Source organism: Undibacterium sp. SXout20W, assembly GCF_049340285.1.
Classification (GTDB): domain Bacteria; phylum Pseudomonadota; class Gammaproteobacteria; order Burkholderiales; family Burkholderiaceae_D; genus Undibacterium.
On record NZ_JBMPPH010000024.1, the window covers coordinates 40,451 to 63,039 of the forward strand.

Genomic DNA, 22,589 nt, shown 5'->3' on the forward strand with positions numbered 1-22,589 from the left:
AACGTGCGGAAAAATCTATATTGTTCATATTAAATAAACCATAAAACGTGCGCCACGATGATGAAAACCACAGTTTTTCCTCATCCCAAGGCAATCACATTTGCACAATATCAACGAATGAATTAGCATCCTTTAAGGATTTCGCTTACGTTGGGGAAGTGTTGATGTCAGGTAAAAAAAACGACTTTTTGAGAACACTAAAAGCCATTTTCGCGGTAACGAGCGGGTTAATGAGTCTGAATGTACTGGCGACTGAAAAGCAGCTAATTGCTTACAACACTTATGATAGCGAACCTTTTGTCACCACAAGCGGCGGGTTAGGCGCAGATCTGGTCGCCTATCTAAATTCACGTCTGAGCGGTAAATATCATTTTACCTTGCAGACAGTGCCTCGTATGAAACTGAATCAATCCATCATCAATGCGCGCTCATTCAATGGGATTGTGCTTTTTCTGAATCCTAATTTCGTTGTCGATACCAACAAGAAATTCTATTGGACTGATGCGTTCATGCGCGACGAAAACTACGTCGTCTCCAACATCGATAAAAAAGTGAATTACACAGGACCAGATTCACTTTCCGGTACGAAATTTGGCGGCATCAAAGGTTACCATTACCTCAATCTGGACAGTCAGTTTGGCGAAGCGATTGAACGTGAGGATGCGAGTGATGAGGTGTCCAATTTAAAAAAGGTCGCTTACAGTCGAATCGATGTCACCATTGTACCCGCTAGTAGTTTTCGATTTTTTATCCGGAACGCAAGCAGCTCTTTTGCCGATAAATTATATGTCGCGCGAGAACGGCATTATGCGTTTACGCGACATATTTTTTGCGCAAGTGCTGATGCAGAATTGGCGAAGTTGTTAGCAAATGTTGCCACCGATATGAAGACTGATAAACGCTGGCTTGATGTGCTGAATGCGTATGGCTTAAATGAGTTGAAATTATAAAGCATCGATGAGATGACATTGACTGCAATTGGCATTCATCAAATCCAACTGGGCAAACACAGCTCATATTGTCAGTTTTTACAGGGACGTTGCAACCCGCCAAGTTCAGCAAAAAGTTATTATCACTGTCATTGCCATTGCAATTTTTACCTACCTAAATAAGCCCGTCAAACAAGACCAACTTTACTCTATCGCCCGCATGTACTTCATTGTGGTCGTGGTCTAAAACAATCATGCAATTGGCCTCAGACATCGAGCGTAGAATGCCTGATCCTTGCGATCCTGTAATACTCACCTCAAGTTCACCTTGTGCATTCAATTCAACGATACCACGCTGATATTCGGTTCGACCTGGTCGCTTTTTTATTGGAAATTTACTCGTTGCCGGCACCAGAATCGGCGTTGCGTTTTCAGCGCCCTGCATATGTAATAAAGCTTGCTTTACAAAAAAGTAAAACGTCACCATCACGGCGACGGGGTTGCCGGGAAGTCCAAATAAATAGGCGCTCTTACCATTAGAATTAAGTTTCCCAAACGCCATTGGCCGACCCGGACGCATAGCGATAGACCAAGATGCTACCTCGCCTAATTGCGACATGATTTGCCTGGTATAGTCCGCATCTCCTACTGATACACCACCGGTAGTGATCACGACATCCGCGCTTTCAGTCGCGTTGCGGAAGCAGGACTCAAGCAATATGGGGTCGTCTTTCACCACCCCCATGTCAATCAACTCACAGCCTAATCGAGTTAACATTGCGTGCAATGTATACCGATTGCTATCGTAAATACAGCCGACGTCTAACGGTTCATTTAAGGAACGTAACTCATCGCCGGTAGAAAAAAAAGCGACGCGCAAACGGCGCTGTACCGTAATTTCAGCAATACCCAACGAGGCCAACAATCCGAGGTCTGCGGGGCGTATTCGTTTGCCCTTGCGTAAAGCAGTCTTTCCGATCGCCAAGTCCTCACCTGCACGTCGTCGATTATTCCCAGCTTGTAGTCGCCCTGCAGGAATTTTTATTTGCGTATCGCCAACTTGGTCACTTAACTCAATAGGCACTACCGTATCGCAGCCATCCGGCATCACCGCGCCGGTCATAATACGTACGCACTCCCCTTCTGCCACACTACCTTGAAACGGCCGACCAGCGTAGGCGGCACCAACAATGCGATACGTAGATTCGTCTGTTTCAGATAATGCATCACCGGCAAACGCATAGCCGTCCATCGCTGAATTATCATGGGCAGGTACACTCATACCGGAAATCACATCTTCAGCCAGAATACGTCCTAGCGCTTGCAAGATGCCGATTTTTTCAACTTGATGTATCGGCTGAATAAACTGCGCAATAATTTCTTGTGCTTTATTTACAGAAAGATCGCGTGGATGTTCATGTGGATGAGCACCTGAGCAACCCGATAGTCGATGGATGAGGTCATTGAGGGAAGTGTTTTTTGTCTCTGACGTGATCATTTGAGGGCTCGCATAACTTTGGGGCGTTGAATGTTTCAATTTCAATTTCAATTTCAATTTCAATTCATCACAACTCAATTCAGATTTGATTTCAATCGCAACTTTTACGCGACAAATTCACTCGCATGTTGAATTACAAAATCAGCTAACTTTGGCGTATCCGCCAGATTGAAAACTGGTAACGTTGAATGCGTCGTTTCACCATCGGACGCGATCGCTTGAATTCCCGGCCAGTCCGTACCAAGTGGCTGCTTACCAATTGGCGAGCGCCACACTTCTAACTTAGGAAAATTTTCCGCTTTAAATCCCTCAATCAGAACCAGATCACATTCATGCAATCTATCCAGCAGATAGGATAATGGCGGCTCAGCCTGCTCATTCAGTTCGTGCATAAGCGCCCACCGACTTTTACCCATTAACAGCACCTCCTGGCAACCTGCAGCACGCAAGCGATATGAATCTTTACCAGGGTGGTCAATATCGATGTCCTTGTGACTGTGTTTAATTAAGGAGATCTTCAAGCCACGCGCTTGTAACTCAGGAATAAGACGTTCTAACAGGGTTGTTTTACCCATACCAGAATGCCCAACGATACCAAAAACTTTCATTCGTACCTTCCTCATAATTCAACATCGTTTCAGTTTGATTCCACGCTTTTGTTATTTCTGCCTTGCATACAGTCTGGAGGTTCAAACCACCAAAAGAGTTGATGCGCTACCCCGCATCAGATTCTGTCAGCATTGTTTTTTCGGCCATAGTATCGTTATGCGAAACATCGACTAATGGATTGAAGTGACGTCTTTAACTTGCATAATTGAGGAGTACGTACGGCACAATCCGATGCCAGAAACGTTGATGAATTGGCGGAAGACAGTAAGAGTCGAACTTACGAGAGAATGATTGACATCCCCTGACGGGTTTGAAGCCCGCCCGCACCACCGGATACGTGTGCCTTCCAATTTTGCTACTAAACGTTTAAAAAAAACTATCACACCATGTTCCCGGTTTGCCAAAGACTTTCCGCCCGCAAAACATGTACGTCACGTAGGCGCCGAGTATATCCGACACGGTCAAAGAATTCCAGAAATTGAATCGCACGTTTACGCCCAAGCCCGCTCGCATCACGAAAAGCTGCCGCACTAATTTGACGATAACTACTGTTTTGTGACGGTATAGTCGCCACTGACTCAGCAAGCTTGGCTAACTCAGCAATCCGCTGTGGATGACAATATAAATCACGCACAATTTGGTAGACCTGCCCACGTAATGCGAGCTTACGGAGCAAAGTACGAACCATCTCTTCATTGCTCTGATGTGTTTTTGCAAGGTCCCGCACCCATGGCGGATCAAATTCTGAGGCCTGTAACGACGTTAGCAACAAGTCTGCCAATCGTTGTTGTTCGGGTTCCAATTCAACACTGTGCTCTGGCAGACGCAGCCATGAGCCTTGCCCGATCAATGCGCCAGTTACAAGAAGCTTATCGATCAAACTGCGCCAGAGTGCATCGTCGATCTCCGGTGCAACCATCCGTTTAAGTCGTGCGTGTTGCGGTCCGGTCTCATCCGGAAAATTCATATGAAACGCTCGCAATGCGTCGATGATTTGTTTATTTAACTGATCAGCGCTTGCTTTAGATAAAATAATCGCATCATCGCCGCGAATATCTATTTCTGAACATTCTTCCGGAAAACGTAATTGTTCAGGCGACAATTGGGTAAGGCGCGTCAGCGTAGAGCGCCGGATACCCATCACGCTACGTTCTATCAACACATGATGGTTGTCTGTATTGAGATAAATAGCCAACGTATGCAGCCATTCGCGCCTATCCGCACTGCGACGTTTGCGTGCCGGACCAAACGGATCCAAAATACGGCCACCGCCAACAGTACGCAGTGCTTGTGCATTACGCAATACAAAACGCTCACCTGGTACCGCATGAACAGGTGAGTCAAAAACCAATTGCGCGAGTACCTTTTGACCAGGTTCTATCGTGTCACCTTCCAACATCAATACCCTTGCCACACGATGCGCAGCGCCTAAATGCACGTGCACCTGAGACCATGGCTTTAAGTTCAGTCCAGCAGTGTTAAGCAAATGCAATTCAACGTCGATTCGATCGCCGCATTCTGTCATTGCGCTCGCCACTGCCCAGTCGCCCCGCTCCACCTGGTCTTTGTCTATGCCAACAATATTCATTGACAATCGCTGACCAGCATAACCTGCCTCCACAGGCCGGTTTTGCGCGTGAATACTGCGCACCCTGACGGACTTTCCGGAAGGTGCCAAGGCAATCGTGTCACCCACTGAAACAACACCCGCCGACGCGGTTCCGGCAATGAATAAGCCTTTGCCACTCAAATTAAAAACCCGATCAATCGCTAGCCGGAATAGACGGCGATGTTCTTTTTGCGCGAGTGATTGAGCGGCAGTCATTAAATGCAGTTTCAGATCAGCCACGCCAGGATCATTTTCCACCTGCGCCTGAGTGCAAAAAATCGGCGCATCAGCAAAAGTTGTTGTGGCTAGAAAATGCCGTATTTCAGCTTTCACCGCAGCGATACGTTCGGCGTCGACCCGATCAATTTTGGTCAATGCGACAACACCATGTTGGATGCCTAGTAGTTCCAGGATCGATACATGTTCGCGGGTTTGAGGCATGACACCATCATCTGCGGCAATGACGAGCAGCGCATAGTCAATACCACTGGCACCCGCTGCCATCGTGTGAATAAGCTTTTCGTGGCCAGGAACATCGATCAGGCCGAGCACATCGCCATTGGGTAATGGGGTATAAGCGTAACCCAACTCAATCGAAATGCCGCGTGCCTTTTCTTCTTTCAGACGATCAGTATCGACGCCAGTCAGGGCGCGGCTCAGCGTTGTCTTACCATGATCGATATGTCCAGCGGTGCCAACTATCATGGTTTTAAAAATGCCAGTTGATCAATGAATTCATGCTGATCGCCATCAAGACAACGCAAATCCAGCAGGAAAGTCTCATTGGCGATACGGCCTATGACCGGACGCGGCAATTGCCGGAATGCTTTTTCGAGGCGCCCCAAGGGGTTACTTACTTTGTGTGATGGATTTGGTCGAATTGTCAGGCCAAAGCTCGGCAACTGATCGACAGGTAAAGCCCCACTACCAACCTGACTGGACATCTCTTCGCCGGCGACCATATATGCGGCACCAAGTACTTGTTGTACTAAAGGGATTAGTGTTTGCGCCAACTGTTGCATTTCAGCCCTTGGGCGCGTTAACAGGCGCATCGTGGTCAAACGTTGCGTCAGTAGCTCTGGTGAGCGATACAGGGCCAGCACTGGCTCCAAGGCTGCCAAAGTTAATTTACCAACGCGTAAAGCCCGCTTCAGTGGATTACGTTTAATCTGCGCAATCAGATCCGCGCGGCCAACGATAATCCCTGCTTGAGGGCCACCCAACAATTTATCGCCGCTGAATGTCACTAAATCAGCCCCCGCCTCGATCGCCTCGCGCACCGTCGGTTCACGCACAAGACCGAACTGTTCAAGATCAATGAGTGTTCCGCTTCCCAAATCCACAGCCGTAGGAATATTGCGTTCACGCCCCAATGCCGAAATGTCAGATAACTCGACACTTTTGGTGAAGCCTGTAATGACATAATTACTGCAATGCACCTTCATCAACAGTGCTGTGTTGGCATGAATCGCGTTACGGTAATCGGCCAAATGGGTGCGATTGGTGGCGCCGGTTTCTCGTAATGTTGCTCCTGCGCGCTGCATGATGTCGGGAATTCGAAACGCCCCGCCAATTTCAACCAACTCGCCGCGCGAAACGATCACTTCCTTGCCCATCGCCATGGTATTCAACAGCAGCAACACTGCGGCTGCATTGTTGTTGACGATGGTCGCCGCTTCTGCGCCTGTCAATTCACATAGCAATTCTTCAACAAGATCGTCTCTGTCACCACGCTTACCTGTGTCTAAATCAAATTCCAGATTGGTTGGCGACGTCATCGCGTCGACCACGGCTTGCACGGCCACATCGGGCAATAAAGCGCGCCCCAGGTTGGTGTGCAAGACCGTACCGGTCAGATTAAACATCCTTTTCAGGTGTGATCGATCTTGCTTCTCCAGCGCGGCCGCGACACTTTCGACGATGCTGGGAATGTCTGGTGCTTCCATCTGTTTTTGCGGGTCTTGGGCTAACGCCTCTTTACGCAGCGCCGCCAACGAGGTTTGTACTGCTAATACTATGCGGCTGCGACCATATCGTTCAATCAATCCACTGGCTTCCAGCAATACCTTATCAACAGATGGCAGCCGTACGCTACGCATCGTTGATATCGTCGCAGAACTGACCGGTGGTATTGAAGTCACTCTGATTCTCCGAACCACAGCAGCGGGTTAATATTGCCGCGATCAAAGCCAGCTTCACTGACTAAAATATCCAGTGTCAACGTTGCCAGATCATCGACAAACGGCTCGGCATTGTAATCGTGCTCTTGGTTAAAAATCTTGGTGTAGCGATGGCAATCGCCACAAGTCTCAGCACGCACATATTTGCGTGGATCATTGGCTTTATTCACCGGCGACGCAGCGGCTTCAGGCGCATCAACCGGATCTAGTCCTTGATAAGAAATTTTTCCGTTTTGCTCACAACTCACGCATTTTACCCGGACCATATGCCATTGCGTCGCACACATACCGCAGGTGAGATAACGATAGCCTTGTGATTGTCCGCCAATGCGAATCAAGCTGGCAACGGGATGTGAGCCACATACAGGACAGAGCGTAAAGGTATCAAGCATAGGCACTTGCTGTTGCTTTAGTTTCGCAGCACGCGAGGTCCATAAGACTTGCAGCGCGGCGGCAATAAAAGGGGCTTGTGCGGGATTAACCTGTTCGTGACGCTGCGCTAACACAGCGTTGGCTTGATCTTCGAGGTCTTCCAAGTTTTCCTCAATCAAATCTCTTAGACTCTGGAGTACTGAATTGAGTGCTGCCTTTTCTGGATTATTGTGGTCTGCTAATTTTTCAATCAGAGCATTCAGAATCGTACTCCACATTAGCGGGCGTTTTAGCTGCGTTGCCAATGGTGGCATCATATGATCAAGCGCAAGACTGAGCGACTTTTGATCTGGCATGTCGAGATCTGCTTCGCTGAGCGATTGCGCGATCTCAGATTGTGCTAATGTGACTTCGCGCATTAATTCCAGATAACCGCTTAAGGCCGGATTAAAAGCAATGCCCGCGACTTTACCGTCCGCTAAGTCACGCAAACGTGCAGCGCGCGCGGCAAATACTGCTGCTGCCCCTTCTGGCAAATGAAAACGTGGCAAGGCGGTATGATCGAGTGATTCGATTTCACCACGTTCAATGATTCGTTGTACCAAGATTATTCCAATAAAATAAACAAAATGAGGCGTTTTCGGGCTCAGAAATAAAACGAACTAAGGGTATTTTAGACTAGTTTGAAAATAAAACCGACGCCGAACTTCGGCGTCGGTTTTCGATTGCTTTTTCGATTGCTTTTTCGATTGCTTTTTCGATTGCTTTTTCGATTGCTTTTTCTTACTGTAGCAAGGTTGTAGATGTCGTATTGCTGCGCACAATATCTGGTCAATTCCAAACCAAATAAAAAACGAACCTATACCATTATTGAAAGAATAATTATTACTTGTTTAATATTATTTCTCTTTCGATGCTTTGACCACCTCGTCAAACCACAATCGATGATGCTTACGAGCCCAGCCAAGACTGACTGTTCCTCGCATCATTGCGCCAATCGAACCTTTAACCCAGATCGCCGCATAGATGTGCACGATGATGCTGGTAATGAGCAAAAACGCACAAAACGCATGCAATAACGCTGAAAACCGGATCAATTCGATCGGAAACACCCACGAAAAATACGCACGCCAGATCACCACGCCGGACAATAGCAAACCAACCATGCAGAAGATCAGTACAAAGAACAGGATCTTCTGACCCGCGTTATACCGACCGATATGCGGCAAGTTTTCTTCACGGTTGTGCAGCACGTCCTTCATCTGCTTCAGCCACTGGTGATCCACTGGCTCCATGACATTGTGATGCCAGAAGCGCACGACCAACACAACAAACATGCTGAACATCACTAAGCCAATAAATGGATGCAGAATACGCGTCCATTGACCGCCGCCAAGTAAGTTGCTAAGCCAGAACAGTGACGGGTGAAACAGCGCCAATCCGGAGATTGCCAACAAAATAAAGCTAATCGCGGTAATCCAATGATAGGTGCGATCATTGGCACTATAACGCTCGATCTTTGTTGCATCCTGATGATCACTCATGATGCGCCTCCTCAGATTGTGCTGACGATATTGCTGCATTAGCGGCCTTCACTGCGTCGGCTGCTTCCTTTTCATCCTTCTCAGTCACTTCGTTTGGACCGATGCGGGTGTAATGGAAGAATCCGATTACGGCAGCTGCAGCCATACTTGCTACCGCCAATGGTTTGGACAATCCCTTCCAAACCGCGATCATCGGCGAAATGCGCGGTTTATTTGGCAAACCGTGATACAGCGACGGATTATCGGCGTGATGTAACACGTACATGACGTGCGTACCACCGACACCTGCCGGATCGTACAATCCGGCATTATCAAAACCGCGTGATTTCAGGTCAACAATGCGCTCTTCGGCGTGTTGCTTCATGTCTTCTTTGGTACCAAAAACAATCGCACCAGTTGGACATGATTTAACACATGCAGGTTCCTGCCCGACGGCAACGCGATCCGAGCATAAAGTACATTTATAAGCGCGGTTGTCTTGTTTGGAGATGCGAGGTACATCGAATGGGCAACCGCTGACGCAGTAACCGCAGCCGATACAATTCTCCTCCTGAAAATCGACAATACCATTCGTGTATTGAACAATCGCACCCGGTGCCGGACAAGCTTTGAGACAACCCGGATCTTCACAGTGCATACAGCCATCCTTGCGAATCAACCATTCCAGGTTGCCGTTTGGATTTTCGTATTCAGAAAAACGCATCACCGTCCACGAGTGTTCGGACATGTCGCGTGGATTGTCATACGTGCCGTGATTTTCACCGACTTCGTCACGCAAATCGTTCCATTCCATGCAGGCCGTCTGACACGCCTTGCAACCAATACATTTTGTGGTGTCAATCAGCTTGGCCACAGTACCTGTAATCGGCTCTCGTACCGACGGCGGTTGTACGGTGGTCGCCGACATACGTTTAATATCAAGAGATTGAAGTGGCATGGTGTTCTCCTAGGCTTTTTCGACTTTGACCAAAAATGATTTGAATTCCGGTGTTTGGGAATTCGCGTCACCTACTTCTGGTGTCAGTGTGTTGACCAAATAGCCTGGTTTGGCTACGCCTGTAAATCCCCAATGAATTGGCAAGCCAACGGTTTGCACCGCTTTGCCTTCAATCATCAATGGCTTGATACGTTTCGTGACGACTGCCTTGGCCACCAGATGACCGCGCTTGGAACTCACTTTGATTCTGTCACCGGCTTTGACACCTACCTGTTTGGCCAGCTCTTCACCTATTTCGACAAACTGTTCAGGCTGAATAATGGAATTCAGCTTGGCGTGTTTGGTCCAATAGTGGAAATGCTCGGTCAGACGATAGGTCGTTGCCACATGGGGGAAATCCTCATGCGTGCCCAATTGTTCACGGTCGCCAGCAAAAATCCGTGCAGCAGGATTGCTGGTTGCGCGTGCATTTTTTGGATGCAACGGGTTGTAACCAAGTGGATTTTCAAATGGTTCATAATGCTCTGGGAACGGACCTTCATTCATTGCTTTGGAAGCAAAGAAGCAAGCCACGCCTTCAGGCGCCATGATGAATGGTCCCATACCGTTTTCTGGTGGTTCATCCGCTTTGTAGTCAGGCACGTCAGCGCCAGCCCAATTTGTACCATTCCACGCGATCAGCTTACGGGTTGGGTCAAACGGCTTACCATTGACGTCACAGGAAGCACGGTTGTACAACACGCGACGGTTCGCCGGCCATGCCCACGCCCAGTTCAGCGTCTGTCCAATACCCGTCGGGTCGCTGTTATCGCGACGCGCCATGTTATTACCCGCCTGCGTCCATGAACCAGCAAAGATCCAGCAACCGCTCGTTGTTGTGCCGTCATCGCGCAGCATGGCAAATGATGGTAACTGCTCACCTTTTTTCACCAATACTTTGGTTGGATCTTTTGGATCCGTCACATCGGCCAAAGCACGACCATTGAACTCTTTTGCCAGCTCTTCCGGACGTGGTGATTTTGGATTCGCGTACGGCCAGGTCAGATTCACGATTGGATCCGGGAACTTACCACCTTCGGTTTTGTACAGCGAACGCATGCGCAGGAAAATACCTGACATGATGTCGATATCGCTGCGTGCTTCGCCCGGAGGCTCCGCACCCTGCCAGTGCCATTGCAGAACCCGTGAAGAGCTCACCAATGAACCGCTTTCTTCTGCGAAGCAAGTGACTGGTAAGCGGAACACTTCCGTCTGGATCTTGCTTGGATCAACATCATTGAACTCGCCGTAAGGCTTCCAGAACTCTGCGGTCTCCACCGCCAATGGATCCATGACCACCAAGAACTTGAGCTTGGACAATCCCTCAGAGACCTTTTTCTTATTTGGCGCGGAGGCCAAAATATTAAAGCCTTGGCAGATATAGCCTGTCATCTTCCCTTGATGCATTAACTCAATGGCTTGCATCATGTCGTATGGCTTGTCCAACTTAGGCAGATAATCGTAGCCCCAGTTGTTTTCCGCTTTCGCTGCATCCCCCCACCAGGTCTTCATCAGACTGACGTGGAACGCGCGATAGTTTTTCCAATAACTGAGCTGATTCGGACGCAGCGGCTTCTTGGCACGAACACCAATGTAGCCCTCAAATTCCTGCTCACTTTCAGATGGCAAGGTCATGTAACCAGGCAACAGGTTCGACATCAGACCTAAGTCCGTCAAGCCCTGAATATTAGAGTGACCGCGTAGCGCGTTCATACCACCACCAGAGATACCAATATTACCCAGCAGCAGTTGCACCATCGCACCCGCACGAATCGTTTGCGCACCAGTACTGTGATGTGTCCAGCCCAACGCGTACAGAATCGTTGCAGCACGACCAGGTACAGCGGTGGAAGCCAGCGTTTCAGCGACATGCTTGAATTTTTCTGGGGGTACACCGCAGACGCGGGAAACTAATTCCGGCGTGTAGCGAGAATAGTGCTTCTTCATCAATTGGTAGACGCAGCGCGGATGTTCGAGTGTTGGGTCAACCACAGCGTAACCATCGGCGCCAATTTCATAGCTCCACGACGATTTATCTGTGTACTTGCCCGCTTTTTCATCGTAGCCGGAATACAGACCGTCATTCAATGCAAAGTCTTCACGCACGACGAAAGGCATGTCAGTATAGTTCTTGACATACTCGTGCTGAATTTTATCGTTGGTGAGCAAATAATTAATAATCGCGCCCAGGAAAACGATATCCGTTCCTGTGCGTGTTGCCACATAGTAGTCAGCAACCGATGCGGTACGCGTAAAACGCGGGTCCACCACCATCAGCTTTGCTTTGTTATGTGCTTTTGCTTCTGTGACCCATTTAAAGCCACAAGGATGTGCTTCGGCGGCATTGCCACCCATGACAAGAATTACATCGGCATTTTTAATATCTACCCAATGATTCGTCATCGCTCCACGGCCAAACGTCGGGGCAAGACCTGCCACCGTCGGACCATGTCAGACACGCGCCTGATTATCAAATGTCAGCATCCCCAAACTACGCATGGTTTTGTGGGTCAGATAACCGGTCTCATTACTTGAAGCAGAGGCCGCCAGCATACCCGTCGTCAACCAGCGATTGACCGTTTTGCCGTCTGCGGTTTTTTCCACAAAATTGGCATCGCGGTCTTGCTTCATCAGCTTGGCGATCCGATCCAATGCGTCGTCCCAGGAGATTTTTTTCCACTCTGTGCCGCCTGGTGCGCGATATTCTGGCGCCAGCAAGCGGTTTGGGCTATGGATGAAGTCAATCAGACTTGCACCCTTAGGGCACAACGTGCCGCGATTAACCGGATGGTCGGCATCACCCTCGATATGGATGATACTGGCGGTGGCATTTTTCGCGCCATCACCTAATCCGTACATGAGAATACCGCAACCGACTGAGCAATACGGACAGGTATTACGTGTTTCAGTCGTGCGAGAAAGCTTATATTGCCGCACTTCCGCAAGTGCTGCTGTCGGCATAAATCCGAGCAGCGCCAGGCTGGAGCCTGCAACCGTTGAACCGGTTATCTTGAGAAACTGACGGCGAGAGAGTTGCGTCATGGCTGTCTCCGTTCGTGGTGAATGTCATCCCCAAAAAGAAGATAACGATTTATTCTATAAAGCAAGAAAATCGTAGCATATACAGATTGTCTTCGCTGAGACGTGTATCTGAAAAATGCAAGATATAAGTTCTTTTTAATAACAAATTTGTGAAGAATTGAAAATCGTCATCATCAGCACAACCATCAATAAATAGTCCTCGTCACTATGCGATTGCCACGATGAAGGTAATTTAGAATCAGATACGCTACGTTTAGCAGCTACTTCGGATGTATTTCAAAGCAAAAATGTTTTAACAAAAATCGTTGATATCAATTCGAGTCTGGAATCCAATGTTCCATTTGAATTTCAATTTATTTGTTAAAGATCGTTTCTTAAAAACGCGTCCTCTGCTCAACATAATGTTACCTTAATAATTAATTTGTAATATCGACAACAAAATCGATCGCAAAGCTTTTTTGAGGCGATTTTTTTAAAAATTCATTTGGACGAAAAAACCGGAATGTAAAAGGAATTGGCACGCTTTCTGACGTCTGGTCGCTATTTTTTGAAATTTCTACTAATCTAGAAGAAATGCGATAATTTGCTCATTCTTCAAAGACGCGTCTCTTACTTTTTACATTGATTTTTAAGATAACCATGATCAACTCTACTCCTACTCTATTAGTAACGCCATCTGCTCATCCAATGAGCGATGCAATACGTGCAGAACGCATGACAAATCCAAGTTTTGGTCGTATTTTTACGGATCATATGGTTGTCATCCCCTATCGCAATGGTGCATGGCAACAAGGTGAATTAAAAGCATATGGTCCGTTAAGTCTTGATCCTGCCGCCTCAGCGTTACATTATGGACAGGCAATTTTTGAAGGTTTTAAAGCCTTCACGCAGCCTGATGGCAGTATTAAAACTTTCCGCCCCGCAGCCAACAGCGCACGTTTTAACCGTAGCGCACAACGTTTAGCCATGCCGGACTTGCCAGAACATTTATTTATGGAAGCCGCTGATGCTTTAATCACGATCGATAAAGCGTGGGTGCCAAAAAATGTCGGTGAAAGCCTCTACCTGCGACCATTAATGTTTGCGACCGATCCATTTTTGGGTGTTCGTCCCGCTAGTGAATATCTGTTCGTCTTATTTGCATCTCCTGCCGGTGCGTACTTCCCACAAGGTGTTAAACCAGTCACTGTATGGATCAGCGAAGACTTTGTCCGTGCGGCACCCGGCGGTACTGGTGAGGCAAAGTGTGCTGGTAATTACGCGGCAAGTCTGGTTGCGCAAGCACAAGCATTAGAAAAAGGATGCGATCAGGTGGTTTGGCTGGATGCTGTAAAACGCGAATACATTGAAGAAATGGGCGGTATGAATTTGTTTTTCGTCTACGAAGAAAGCGGAAAAACACGCGTCGTTACACCTGAGCTGACTGGCACCTTGCTTTCCGGAATTACGCGTCGTAGTTTGCTGGAAATGGCAAAAGGTTTGGGTTATGAAGTAGAGGAACGTAAGCTTACGGTACAACAATGGCGCGACGACATAGCATCTGGAAAAATGACCGAAGTATTCGCTTGTGGCACGGCTGCGGTGATCACACCAGTCGGTCATGTTAAGGCGAAAAATTTCGAATTCACCATTAACAATGGCGAAAATGGCAAAGTAACAATGGCCTTACGAGAAGCTCTCTTAGGTTTGCAACACGGTACGATAGCAGATACACACGGTTGGATGCATAAAGTGTGTTAATCACGTTTTGGAGGGCAAGTGCAAGCTGACAGTCGAATTTACCGAGCCAATTGGCCGCTTGCCCCGCCCTGCAAAAAGTACAGTCACCATGATGATGATGGATGGCCTCAAGCCACCAACATCATCGAATGACTTTGGTCATAAACACGCTATTTGGATCATCGACGTAATTGGCAAACGGTAAACCAAATTCAAATCCAAAACTTGCGTATAGTTGACGTGCGGGTTCAAAAAAGCGCATCGAGCCGGTTTCAAGGCTTAGTCGCGCATAGTTCCTTTGCTTTGCCACGTCAATCACATGCTGCAGTAAAACCCTGGCAGCGCCGCGACGACGCAAAGCGCGCGGTGTTCGCATCGATTTGATTTCCGCATGATGTGCATCCAATTGCTTGAGCGCGATACATCCCGCCAATTGGTCGCCGTCCCAGATCGTCCAGAACGTAATGTCAGGATGCCGCAGGGCATTCAGATCCAGTGCATGGACACTTTCTGCCGGACTCGTTGCGTACATGTCTTCTAAGTGCTCTTCCAGCAAACGGCGGATGTCATCCCCTTGCAAGTCATCAACACGAATTTCCATCGGCACATCCTCCTTCAAAGCTTCAATACAAACGTCAAAAAATTCTCAAGTTCCCTATCAGATAAGCAGCCATTTGACTTATTTCGACGGACAAACCGACAAGGCATTTTTCTGTGTTGACCAACAGAGTTCTTCCATTTGATTACTTAGTTGCTGTACACCTTCTTTCTTTAGGTGTTTAGTGCTGTTCCTGACGCTGGGGACGATTCAGATAGATCAAGCCCAGTGTCACTACAAAAAATACGGTCGTCGCACCGGCCATAGAAAGGTGGATGCCGATTTTACTGCCGATAAGTCCGACAAAGATTCCACTAAATAATCGTAGGCCTGCTGACGACATGCCAAACAAGCCAAGCACTTTTCCACGAATCGCATCCGGTGCTTTCATTTGCACGATCGTTTGATTCATACTACTAAAGGACAACTCACAAAAGCCTGCAGCAAATAAGCACACGAGGGCCATTGGATAGTTGCGGGTCATGGCAAAGCTACCCAATGCAACCGCCCACGCTAGCGCAAAACCCATGGCCGCCGAGGGTGTAACCTTCGTAAAACGGAATCCGGCTTCCAGCGTAATGCCAGCAAATAAAGCACCTGCCGCATCTGCCGCCAACAACATAGAATAGGCGAATCCTGGTTCGATATTACCGAGGTCAGTGGCAAAACCGGGCATCTGAGCCTGATAACTACTCCCGACAAAAAATGACGCCGCACCGGACAACAGAATCATCACACCGAGAGTCGGAATTTTTTTGACAGCCACAATCGTTTGCCAAATATCAGTCAGGCCATTGACGCGACGCGTACTTGACTGCTCAAGCCGCTTGGAACGATGTGGTGTCGGCGCTTTGATCAGCCAAATCAACAAAGGAAGATATAACGCCGCATTCAAAAATATCCCATTGGATGGCCCCAAGGTTGACATAATCAAACTACCGACACCTGGTCCGACCAGAACACCAAAATAACGCGCAGTCGCATTCAAACGCACCGCACTCGCCAGCTTCTCTACACCGACAATGTCGTACAACAAGACCTGACTTGAGGTCATCCAGAACACGCCAGCAATGCCATGTAACACCAGCAATGCCATTGCCCACGGTATCGTCAGCGTATCGGTGACAAAGAAATAGCCCCACCCCAACGACACCAATGCAAACAAGGTTCCTCCAATTTGAATTAATCGCCGCGAATCAAATCTGTCATTCAATGCACCGACACCCACCGAAAACAAAAGAAATGGCAGCCAATGTGATATCACCGCAAATCCACCAAGTGTCGGTGATTTAAACTTCTGAAAAGCGACCCAATAGCTGATCACATGCTCCACGTTATCCGCCATCATTGTTAAAACAAAAGTTGCAACAAAGATCGGAAAGCTAGGAATTTTCAAGGCTTCAAATGCCTGATGTTTGTTACCGGGATTTATTTTTTGAGCCATACACGCGGGGAATTGGATTTTAGATAATGAGCCAAATTATAAATTTGATTTCATATTTACGTGCATCGAGAAGATATTGAATCCGCCAATCTTTTTTATTTTGTATGACGCATTAAAAAAATGCCTCACAAATCATCTTTATTTCTTCATTGGCGATCAATTTTACGCCATCCATATTTTTACAATTTAGACAACTAGTGGCATATAAAATTAGCTTTTTGACTATAACTGAGGCTGTTATTTTTTTAGAATAAGTGGCATCACCCCTCAGGTACACGCAAGGTCGTCCGGTTCGTACGCGGCACTTACCCGCGTAGAACGTGAAAATTAAATTCGCCAAGAAAACTCACTAAAGATTACGTAGCACAATAATTTTTCTTTTAATTTGCAGGAAACAACATGAGACTAAAAGATGCGCTTTCTGGAAAAGAAAATATTCTACAATTCTGCATCTGAATGTTTTTTGTAATTACCTGGTTTTAATTCTTTTTAATCCCGTTTAATGGCATCATAACCACCTACTGTCCAAAATTTATCTGGGGTGTGTTGGCTGCTCGTTTTTCCACATTTTGCTCGAATGAAGTTGCATCCATGGTTGTTTCAAAAAAAATTCGCAATTTCATCATGACTTCGGGACTGAGCTGTTTGCTTATTTCTCCTGCATTTCCAGGTCTGGTCGACTTCACAGCAGGATTATTCAGCTATGAAGCCAAACGATTTGGCAACGCCGCCATTGGCCACCTTCAAGTGATGCAAACGACTGTCAGACAAATGAAAGCGACAGCGGGACCTAATTTCACGGCTAATTTACTGAAGTCGAAAGACATCAACTTAGAAATGCCCTTCTTGCGTAAGACCAACGATTTTTATAATCAAGTGCCTTATTTTTCCGATATGGAACACTGGGGCGTTGAAGATTACTGGGCGACACCAGTAGAGTTAGTCGCGTCATTAGGCGGCGATTGTGAAGACTATGCGATAGCGAAATACATGACGCTCAAAGAAATTGGCGTGCCAGTTGAACGCCTTCGCATCACCTACGTCCGCGCCATTAATATCGGCGAAACCCACATGGTCCTCGCCTACTACCCAACGCCTGACGCCGATCCGTGGATCCTCGACAACCTGATCCCAGACATCAAACGCGGCTCAGCCAGAACCGATCTTGTACCCGTCTATAGTTTCAACGACGATGATCTTTGGTTAGCAAATGGCACAGCTAGAAAAGGTGGCGCAACCACCGTGCGACTTTGGCGCGATGTGATTGACAAGATGGAAAAGGAAAGTAAGTTATGATATATCTTGAAGAGGTGAAGTGGTGAAGATCTGAAGATATCTTCAAAAAATACCCGACTTACTTCACCACAACCTACTACTTATAGGACTGCCACTCGCTCTAACGAACACTTTTGAACATAAGCAAATAATTTATTTTTTATATACCAATACAGGGCAAATAGACCAGCAAAAAACATCAACATCACAGTGTCAGAAAAACGTAAAAAGAAGGTACAAGCCAAACCTGTTAATGCGAAGACTGTTGCAACTAAAAACAAAATAAGTACCACGTTGTGATCGGGAATCTTCAAATCCAGCAAAACATGATGGATATGCGAACGGTCCGCCATGAATGGACTGTGACCAGACTTCATGCGGCGTACCATCACAGCAACCGTGTCAAATAATGGTACCGCTAAAAGCCAGACCACGACGACTGGATTCATAATGCGATTTTGCTCGCCTGCTAATTTAATTGAATACCACGCAATCACAAATCCAACGAACAATGCACCGGCATCACCTAAAAATATCACGGCCGCAGGACGGGTCGGCAAACGCAAATTCAAGCTTAAAAAACCCGCTATTGCAGCAGACAACATCAATAACACGACCGCATCGCTATTGCGCCCAGTCAACATAGATGCAGCAGCGAATGACAATGTGGTGACGATCGACAAACTTCCACAAAGTCCGTCGACACCGTCAATTAAGTTAAATGCATTAATCACGCCGACGACAAAAAATATCGTTACGGGAATCGAAAAATCGTTCAGCATGATATCGCCCGTGCCAAACAAGTTTCCAAGACTATCTAATTTGTTATGTCCCCATAAAATCATTAACATCGCAGCAATACCTTGCGCGACAAATTTGATTTTAGAACTGAATTCATGCATATCATCAAGCACGCCAACCAAAAACAAGAACAACGATGCAACCCAAAAAGCCGGCTGTTCTAATGGGATATAGCCAAAAAATGCCATCACAGCATAAAAACCAGCAACCACTCCTATCCCGCCGATGACAGGAGTGGGGGCTTTGTGTTGTTTACGGCCTCGCGGAACATCCTCTAAAAACAGCTTGGCCGCATACGGGCGAATTGAGTAAATTGCCAATATAGATACCACATAAACAACTACGAGGGCAGATAAAAATTTTATACTAATCATGGAATAGGGTAACCATTACACAGGTTGAAGTTCACCAAGAAAATAGCCTTGGCCATACTCAACAGAATCTAATAACAACATCGTTTGCATTTCTTCCGACTCGACATTTTGTGCAATAACTGGGATCTCCAGATACTGCGCCAACTTAATGATGGCACGCACATGTTCATGTCCACTCGGATTATCAGCCAGTCCTTGCAACAATCCTCCATCGAGCTTAATGTAATCAGGTAGTATTTGGCGCATAAATTCCAAAGCATGCGGATCCAGACCAAAATGATCGATACCAAATCGCACACCAAAACTGCGCAGTAAAACAACAAATTCACGTGTGAGTTCAAGATCTTTGGCACAGCCTGACTCACTTAACTCTACCGAAAGTTGACGAGCTACTTCTTTAGACGATCGCAAGCGCTCAGTCAGCCATTCGCGGAATACGCTGCTCTCGACAGATTGCATGGATATATTGAACGCAACATCTTTAAAGTGGTTGACTCTGGACGTCGACACTTCTGAACTATCGATCGCCTGCATTTTGCCATTAACCGGCATTTCTTGCGAACGATTCACCGCTGACAGCAATGAATCAAAAATAAGCGTAATGATGGCTTTATCCACGTCTTCCATAAGTTTGTGACGCAAGGCCATCGGCAAAAAATTCGCTGCGGGAACAAATGTCCCTTGTGCATCGACTAACCGTGAGAAAATTTCATGCTGGTATAAAGTGTGCCCAGACAACGACAATACTGGCTGAGCAAGTAAGGCCCAACGATTTTCTATGAGCGCGTTTTGTATCAAGGTGCGCCAACCTAGCGACCCCTCTACCACTTCCGATTGGTCAGTAAAATTAATTGTCAATGCATTGTTACGGCCTCTTTGGCGCGCAGTTTCGAGAGCCAAATCGACCTTCGCAAAAATATCACCACGTGTTTGCGCAGATGTGAATTCAATACAGCCGATGCTAAATGACAATGCTTTATCTGGAACCTCTGCATCAAAATAGTCTGTCAAAGCAGTTTGTATTGCATGCACATGCAACCCGGTCTCGACGACACCTTGATCCACAGATACAAACGCAAATGATGTGCCGCCAATACGCGCGGCGATGCCCACCTCAAAATTTTTCATTTCTCCAACAAGATTCGCTGCGGCCAGCAAAACTTGATCACCGCTACGATATCCATGTCGGTGATTAAATTCTTTCAGTCCGTCAAATTCCAACACGATAATGGCAGCAGAATTAAAACAACCTTTATCTGCGAGAAGATTGTCAAAGCGCAAGTCAAACCCTTGGCGATTATCTAAGCCAGTAACTTTGTCCGTATACGCATTTTTGCGGTAAGTTTCGGCACGACCCATTTCTGCATCAAGAATTTCTGATATTTGACGAGACATCGCATTCATCGCCATCACAACACGACGGAATTCTCGCGCCTGAGGTATAACACTGATCTGCTCAAATCGCTTATTTTGAATTTCTATGGCGGCCATTTCAATGTGGCGCAACGGATTCAAAATAATTCGAAGGAGTAGAATGGTCAGCAAAAGCGCTAATAAATACATCGCGATCACCCACCAGGTGATGTGTTTCACTGACGTCCACAAATATTGATATGCAAAAGTAGGTTGACTCACAACAATCAACTTGCCCAATTGCTTCCATCCTGACGTGATAAACACCTCACCAGGTGGCGTCTCAATAGACAATAAAGAGGTGAAACAAAACGGTACATTGTCAACGTTGACTGGCATCTCTTTGCTAAAAATTTGCTTCCCATCAGGTCCGACTAAAATAATCTGGCGGTAATATCCGCGATCAAACATAGCGGCAACTTGAATTTCGGCCAAGACTCTGTCATTTTTGACGAGCGGTTCAATAAGCGTATGTGAAAGGCTCGTTGCTGCATCTTGCGCATGGGAGGAAAGCTGCTGTTGCAAAAAATCCTTTGTCGATAAAATAGACAGTGTCTGCAATCCAGCAAACACCAAAATAAAAATCATCGAGATAGCGATCAGCAACTGCCGTCGTAAGGTCATGAATGCCTACAAAAAAATCGAATAAATCTAGATTCTTAGAATCAGTTTATCCAAAAAAATACCAAGATTAAATAAACGCCATTATCCAATCCAGAAACAGAAAATTGAACACTAAGTAATCAGCCGTGATTATCCTATAGTTGATAGACGAAATGTTACAAAAGTTTAAATCTGCAACTAAAAAATATAAAAAAAACAACGAATTACAGATACTTTTTAAATTAAAAAATTGTTGATCGACATTTAGTCGTAATTTCGATGGCAGATAACATCATACCAAATGTAAAAGAATTATCGTGGATTTGTTAAATAAAATCCACATTGCCATGCCCCCAACGTTCCACGGGGTTCTCTTATGCGACAACGCTGACACCTAGGCAAGACTCACTTAGGTAATTGCTTGCAATAGATTTTGTCAAAAAAAATATTGGTCTGACAGCACCACCGATTGATTTTGTCATCAATAAATCTCACCTTTTTACACAGGGCGATTTATAAAGCACGTTTTTATGGCCATTCAAAAGTTATTTATAAGGTTGCTTATAAGGCAATTTCTATTGCAAAGTCCCAGCAAAGCGTTTCAATACTGCTTTCAATGCGTCATAAATGCAATGCATAGAAAGAAAAAGCAGCGCCAAAAAGCATGTTTACACAACACATTTAAAACAAATTTTGCTGTGGACTTTTCTCTTCTTTTTTTCTCACGACCTCGACTTGCATCAACTCGGCCGGATACAACTGCAAAAATGTACGCGCGACCTCTGGATTTTTACAATTCAACCAATCGTCATAATCCCGTTTATGAACAATAACGAGCGAACGTTTCTCGTCACCAGGTTGATGAAAGCGTCGCATCAAGGGATGCTCATCGGCATTAATGGTAATTTGAGTGAAAGAAAAGCTTTGCTGGCCTTCGCTCTCCCCCACTTCCTCTTTTCCTCCCCATTGTTGATACAGTCCAGCGACCGCAAAGTCGCTTTTATCGATGAGCCCAATACGCCAACGTTCTGCCTTGCCACTTTCATAACAGGGTTCGAAGAAATCTTGCATAGGAACCAGACATAAGTTGGCTTCACGCCAAGGTTTGGCATAAGTACGAAGCTGACCGATGGTTTCCGCTCGTGCATTCATGGTCGAGAAACGCTTTACGCCAAGTGGCATTTTCGACTTAGGTATCATGCTATAGGAGGCCAGCAAAGCCTCGCGCTCACCTCTATGATGACGAATTATAGGTGCTAGATAATCCTGCCAGGTTTCAGTCTTGTAATCGTCCAATTGCTCAGCTTGGACTTGAAATTGTGCAAGTTGTTCTTTGCGAGTGGGAGTGTAATTCACACACATAAGTCGGGACTCATTAGTTACTTTTCATGCAATTATATGCGAGGGATAGCGATATAGGATTAAAACGGAAAAACCATGATCGGAAGTCCGTCTATATATTTATGTAAAAAAGAAGCGCGAGTTCAACTATGAAGTGCAACTGAAGATAAATGGTTAAAGGTGGGAAGATGCAGTAGCATCCGGCCTTCCAGACCTCCAAGTCAAAGTTGCCCGAAATGACATACACACATCTTACCCAAGA

16 protein-coding genes and 1 tRNA gene are annotated in these 22,589 nt (G+C 46.4%); 3 read left to right on the forward strand and 14 right to left on the reverse strand.

Annotated elements, in window-relative coordinates; translation table 11 throughout:
- Positions 1-230: 230 nt before the first annotated feature.
- Entirely contained in the window at positions 231-950 is a 720-nt protein-coding gene (locus tag ACO0K1_RS13030; protein WP_423026367.1) for a hypothetical protein, read from the forward strand.
- Positions 951-1,104: 154 nt separating this feature from the next.
- Here the strand turns inward: ACO0K1_RS13030 and glp are convergent, their stop codons facing one another.
- From glp to fdnG, 9 genes are all read right to left on the reverse strand, one after another.
- Positions 1,105-2,427: a gephyrin-like molybdotransferase Glp gene (glp, locus tag ACO0K1_RS13035; RefSeq protein WP_423026369.1), complete on the reverse strand. Its 1,323-nt coding sequence runs from the start codon at positions 2,425-2,427 to the stop codon at positions 1,105-1,107.
- Between the two features lie 104 nt (positions 2,428-2,531).
- Positions 2,532-3,035, reverse strand: coding sequence for a molybdopterin-guanine dinucleotide biosynthesis protein B (gene mobB / locus ACO0K1_RS13040; RefSeq protein ID WP_423026371.1), 504 nt, complete (start codon positions 3,033-3,035; stop codon positions 2,532-2,534).
- Between the two features lie 253 nt (positions 3,036-3,288).
- Positions 3,289-3,384, reverse strand: a tRNA-Sec gene (locus ACO0K1_RS13045).
- A gap of 31 nt (positions 3,385-3,415) precedes the next feature.
- Positions 3,416-5,350 (reverse strand): selenocysteine-specific translation elongation factor, encoded by a 1,935-nt coding sequence (selB, locus tag ACO0K1_RS13050; protein WP_423026373.1) that lies wholly within the window; start codon positions 5,348-5,350, stop codon positions 3,416-3,418.
- Complete coding sequence (selA, locus tag ACO0K1_RS13055) at positions 5,347-6,744, reverse strand: L-seryl-tRNA(Sec) selenium transferase (protein WP_423026399.1); 1,398 nt, start codon at positions 6,742-6,744, stop codon at positions 5,347-5,349. The genes selB and selA overlap by 4 nt, the downstream gene beginning before the upstream one ends.
- Positions 6,745-6,782: 38 nt before the next feature.
- Positions 6,783-7,802, reverse strand: a complete 1,020-nt coding sequence (gene fdhE / locus ACO0K1_RS13060; protein ID WP_423026375.1) for a formate dehydrogenase accessory protein FdhE — start codon at positions 7,800-7,802, stop codon at positions 6,783-6,785.
- A gap of 294 nt (positions 7,803-8,096) precedes the next feature.
- Entirely contained in the window at positions 8,097-8,741 is a 645-nt protein-coding gene (locus tag ACO0K1_RS13065) for a formate dehydrogenase subunit gamma (RefSeq protein ID WP_423026377.1), read from the reverse strand.
- Positions 8,734-9,678, reverse strand: a complete 945-nt coding sequence (gene fdxH / locus ACO0K1_RS13070; RefSeq protein ID WP_423026379.1) for a formate dehydrogenase subunit beta — start codon at positions 9,676-9,678, stop codon at positions 8,734-8,736. The genes ACO0K1_RS13065 and fdxH overlap by 8 nt, the downstream gene beginning before the upstream one ends.
- A gap of 9 nt (positions 9,679-9,687) precedes the next feature.
- Positions 9,688-12,759, reverse strand: a complete 3,072-nt coding sequence (fdnG, locus tag ACO0K1_RS13075) for a formate dehydrogenase-N subunit alpha (protein ID WP_423026381.1) — start codon at positions 12,757-12,759, stop codon at positions 9,688-9,690.
- A gap of 639 nt (positions 12,760-13,398) precedes the next feature.
- Between fdnG and ACO0K1_RS13080 the strand changes: the two genes are divergently transcribed.
- Positions 13,399-14,499 (forward strand): branched-chain amino acid aminotransferase, encoded by a 1,101-nt coding sequence (locus tag ACO0K1_RS13080; RefSeq protein ID WP_423026383.1) that lies wholly within the window; start codon positions 13,399-13,401, stop codon positions 14,497-14,499.
- Positions 14,500-14,620: 121 nt separating this feature from the next.
- Here the strand turns inward: ACO0K1_RS13080 and ACO0K1_RS13085 are convergent, their stop codons facing one another.
- Together ACO0K1_RS13085 and ACO0K1_RS13090 are read right to left on the reverse strand one after the other, a co-directional pair.
- Positions 14,621-15,097 (reverse strand): GNAT family N-acetyltransferase, encoded by a 477-nt coding sequence (locus tag ACO0K1_RS13085; protein WP_423026385.1) that lies wholly within the window; start codon positions 15,095-15,097, stop codon positions 14,621-14,623.
- A 160-nt stretch (positions 15,098-15,257) separates the two neighbouring features.
- A complete protein-coding gene (locus ACO0K1_RS13090; RefSeq protein WP_423026387.1) occupies positions 15,258-16,520 on the reverse strand; it encodes an MFS transporter in 1,263 nt (420 codons plus the stop codon).
- Positions 16,521-17,144: 624 nt separating this feature from the next.
- Between ACO0K1_RS13090 and ACO0K1_RS13095 the strand changes: the two genes are divergently transcribed.
- Positions 17,145-17,816, forward strand: coding sequence for a transglutaminase-like cysteine peptidase (locus ACO0K1_RS13095; protein WP_423026389.1), 672 nt, complete (start codon positions 17,145-17,147; stop codon positions 17,814-17,816).
- A gap of 80 nt (positions 17,817-17,896) precedes the next feature.
- On the opposite strand, the gene ACO0K1_RS13100 is transcribed toward ACO0K1_RS13095, so the two are convergent.
- From ACO0K1_RS13100 to ACO0K1_RS13110, 3 genes are all read right to left on the reverse strand, one after another.
- Complete coding sequence (locus ACO0K1_RS13100; RefSeq protein ID WP_423026391.1) at positions 17,897-18,970, reverse strand: MraY family glycosyltransferase; 1,074 nt, start codon at positions 18,968-18,970, stop codon at positions 17,897-17,899.
- A 15-nt stretch (positions 18,971-18,985) separates the two neighbouring features.
- Positions 18,986-21,007 carry a bifunctional diguanylate cyclase/phosphodiesterase gene (locus tag ACO0K1_RS13105; protein WP_423026393.1) on the reverse strand — a complete coding sequence of 674 codons (2,022 nt, stop codon included), beginning with the start codon at positions 21,005-21,007 and terminating at the stop codon, positions 18,986-18,988.
- 660 nt (positions 21,008-21,667) lie between these two features.
- Complete coding sequence (locus ACO0K1_RS13110) at positions 21,668-22,348, reverse strand: SOS response-associated peptidase family protein (RefSeq protein ID WP_423026395.1); 681 nt, start codon at positions 22,346-22,348, stop codon at positions 21,668-21,670.
- Between the last annotated feature and the right edge of the window lie 241 nt (positions 22,349-22,589).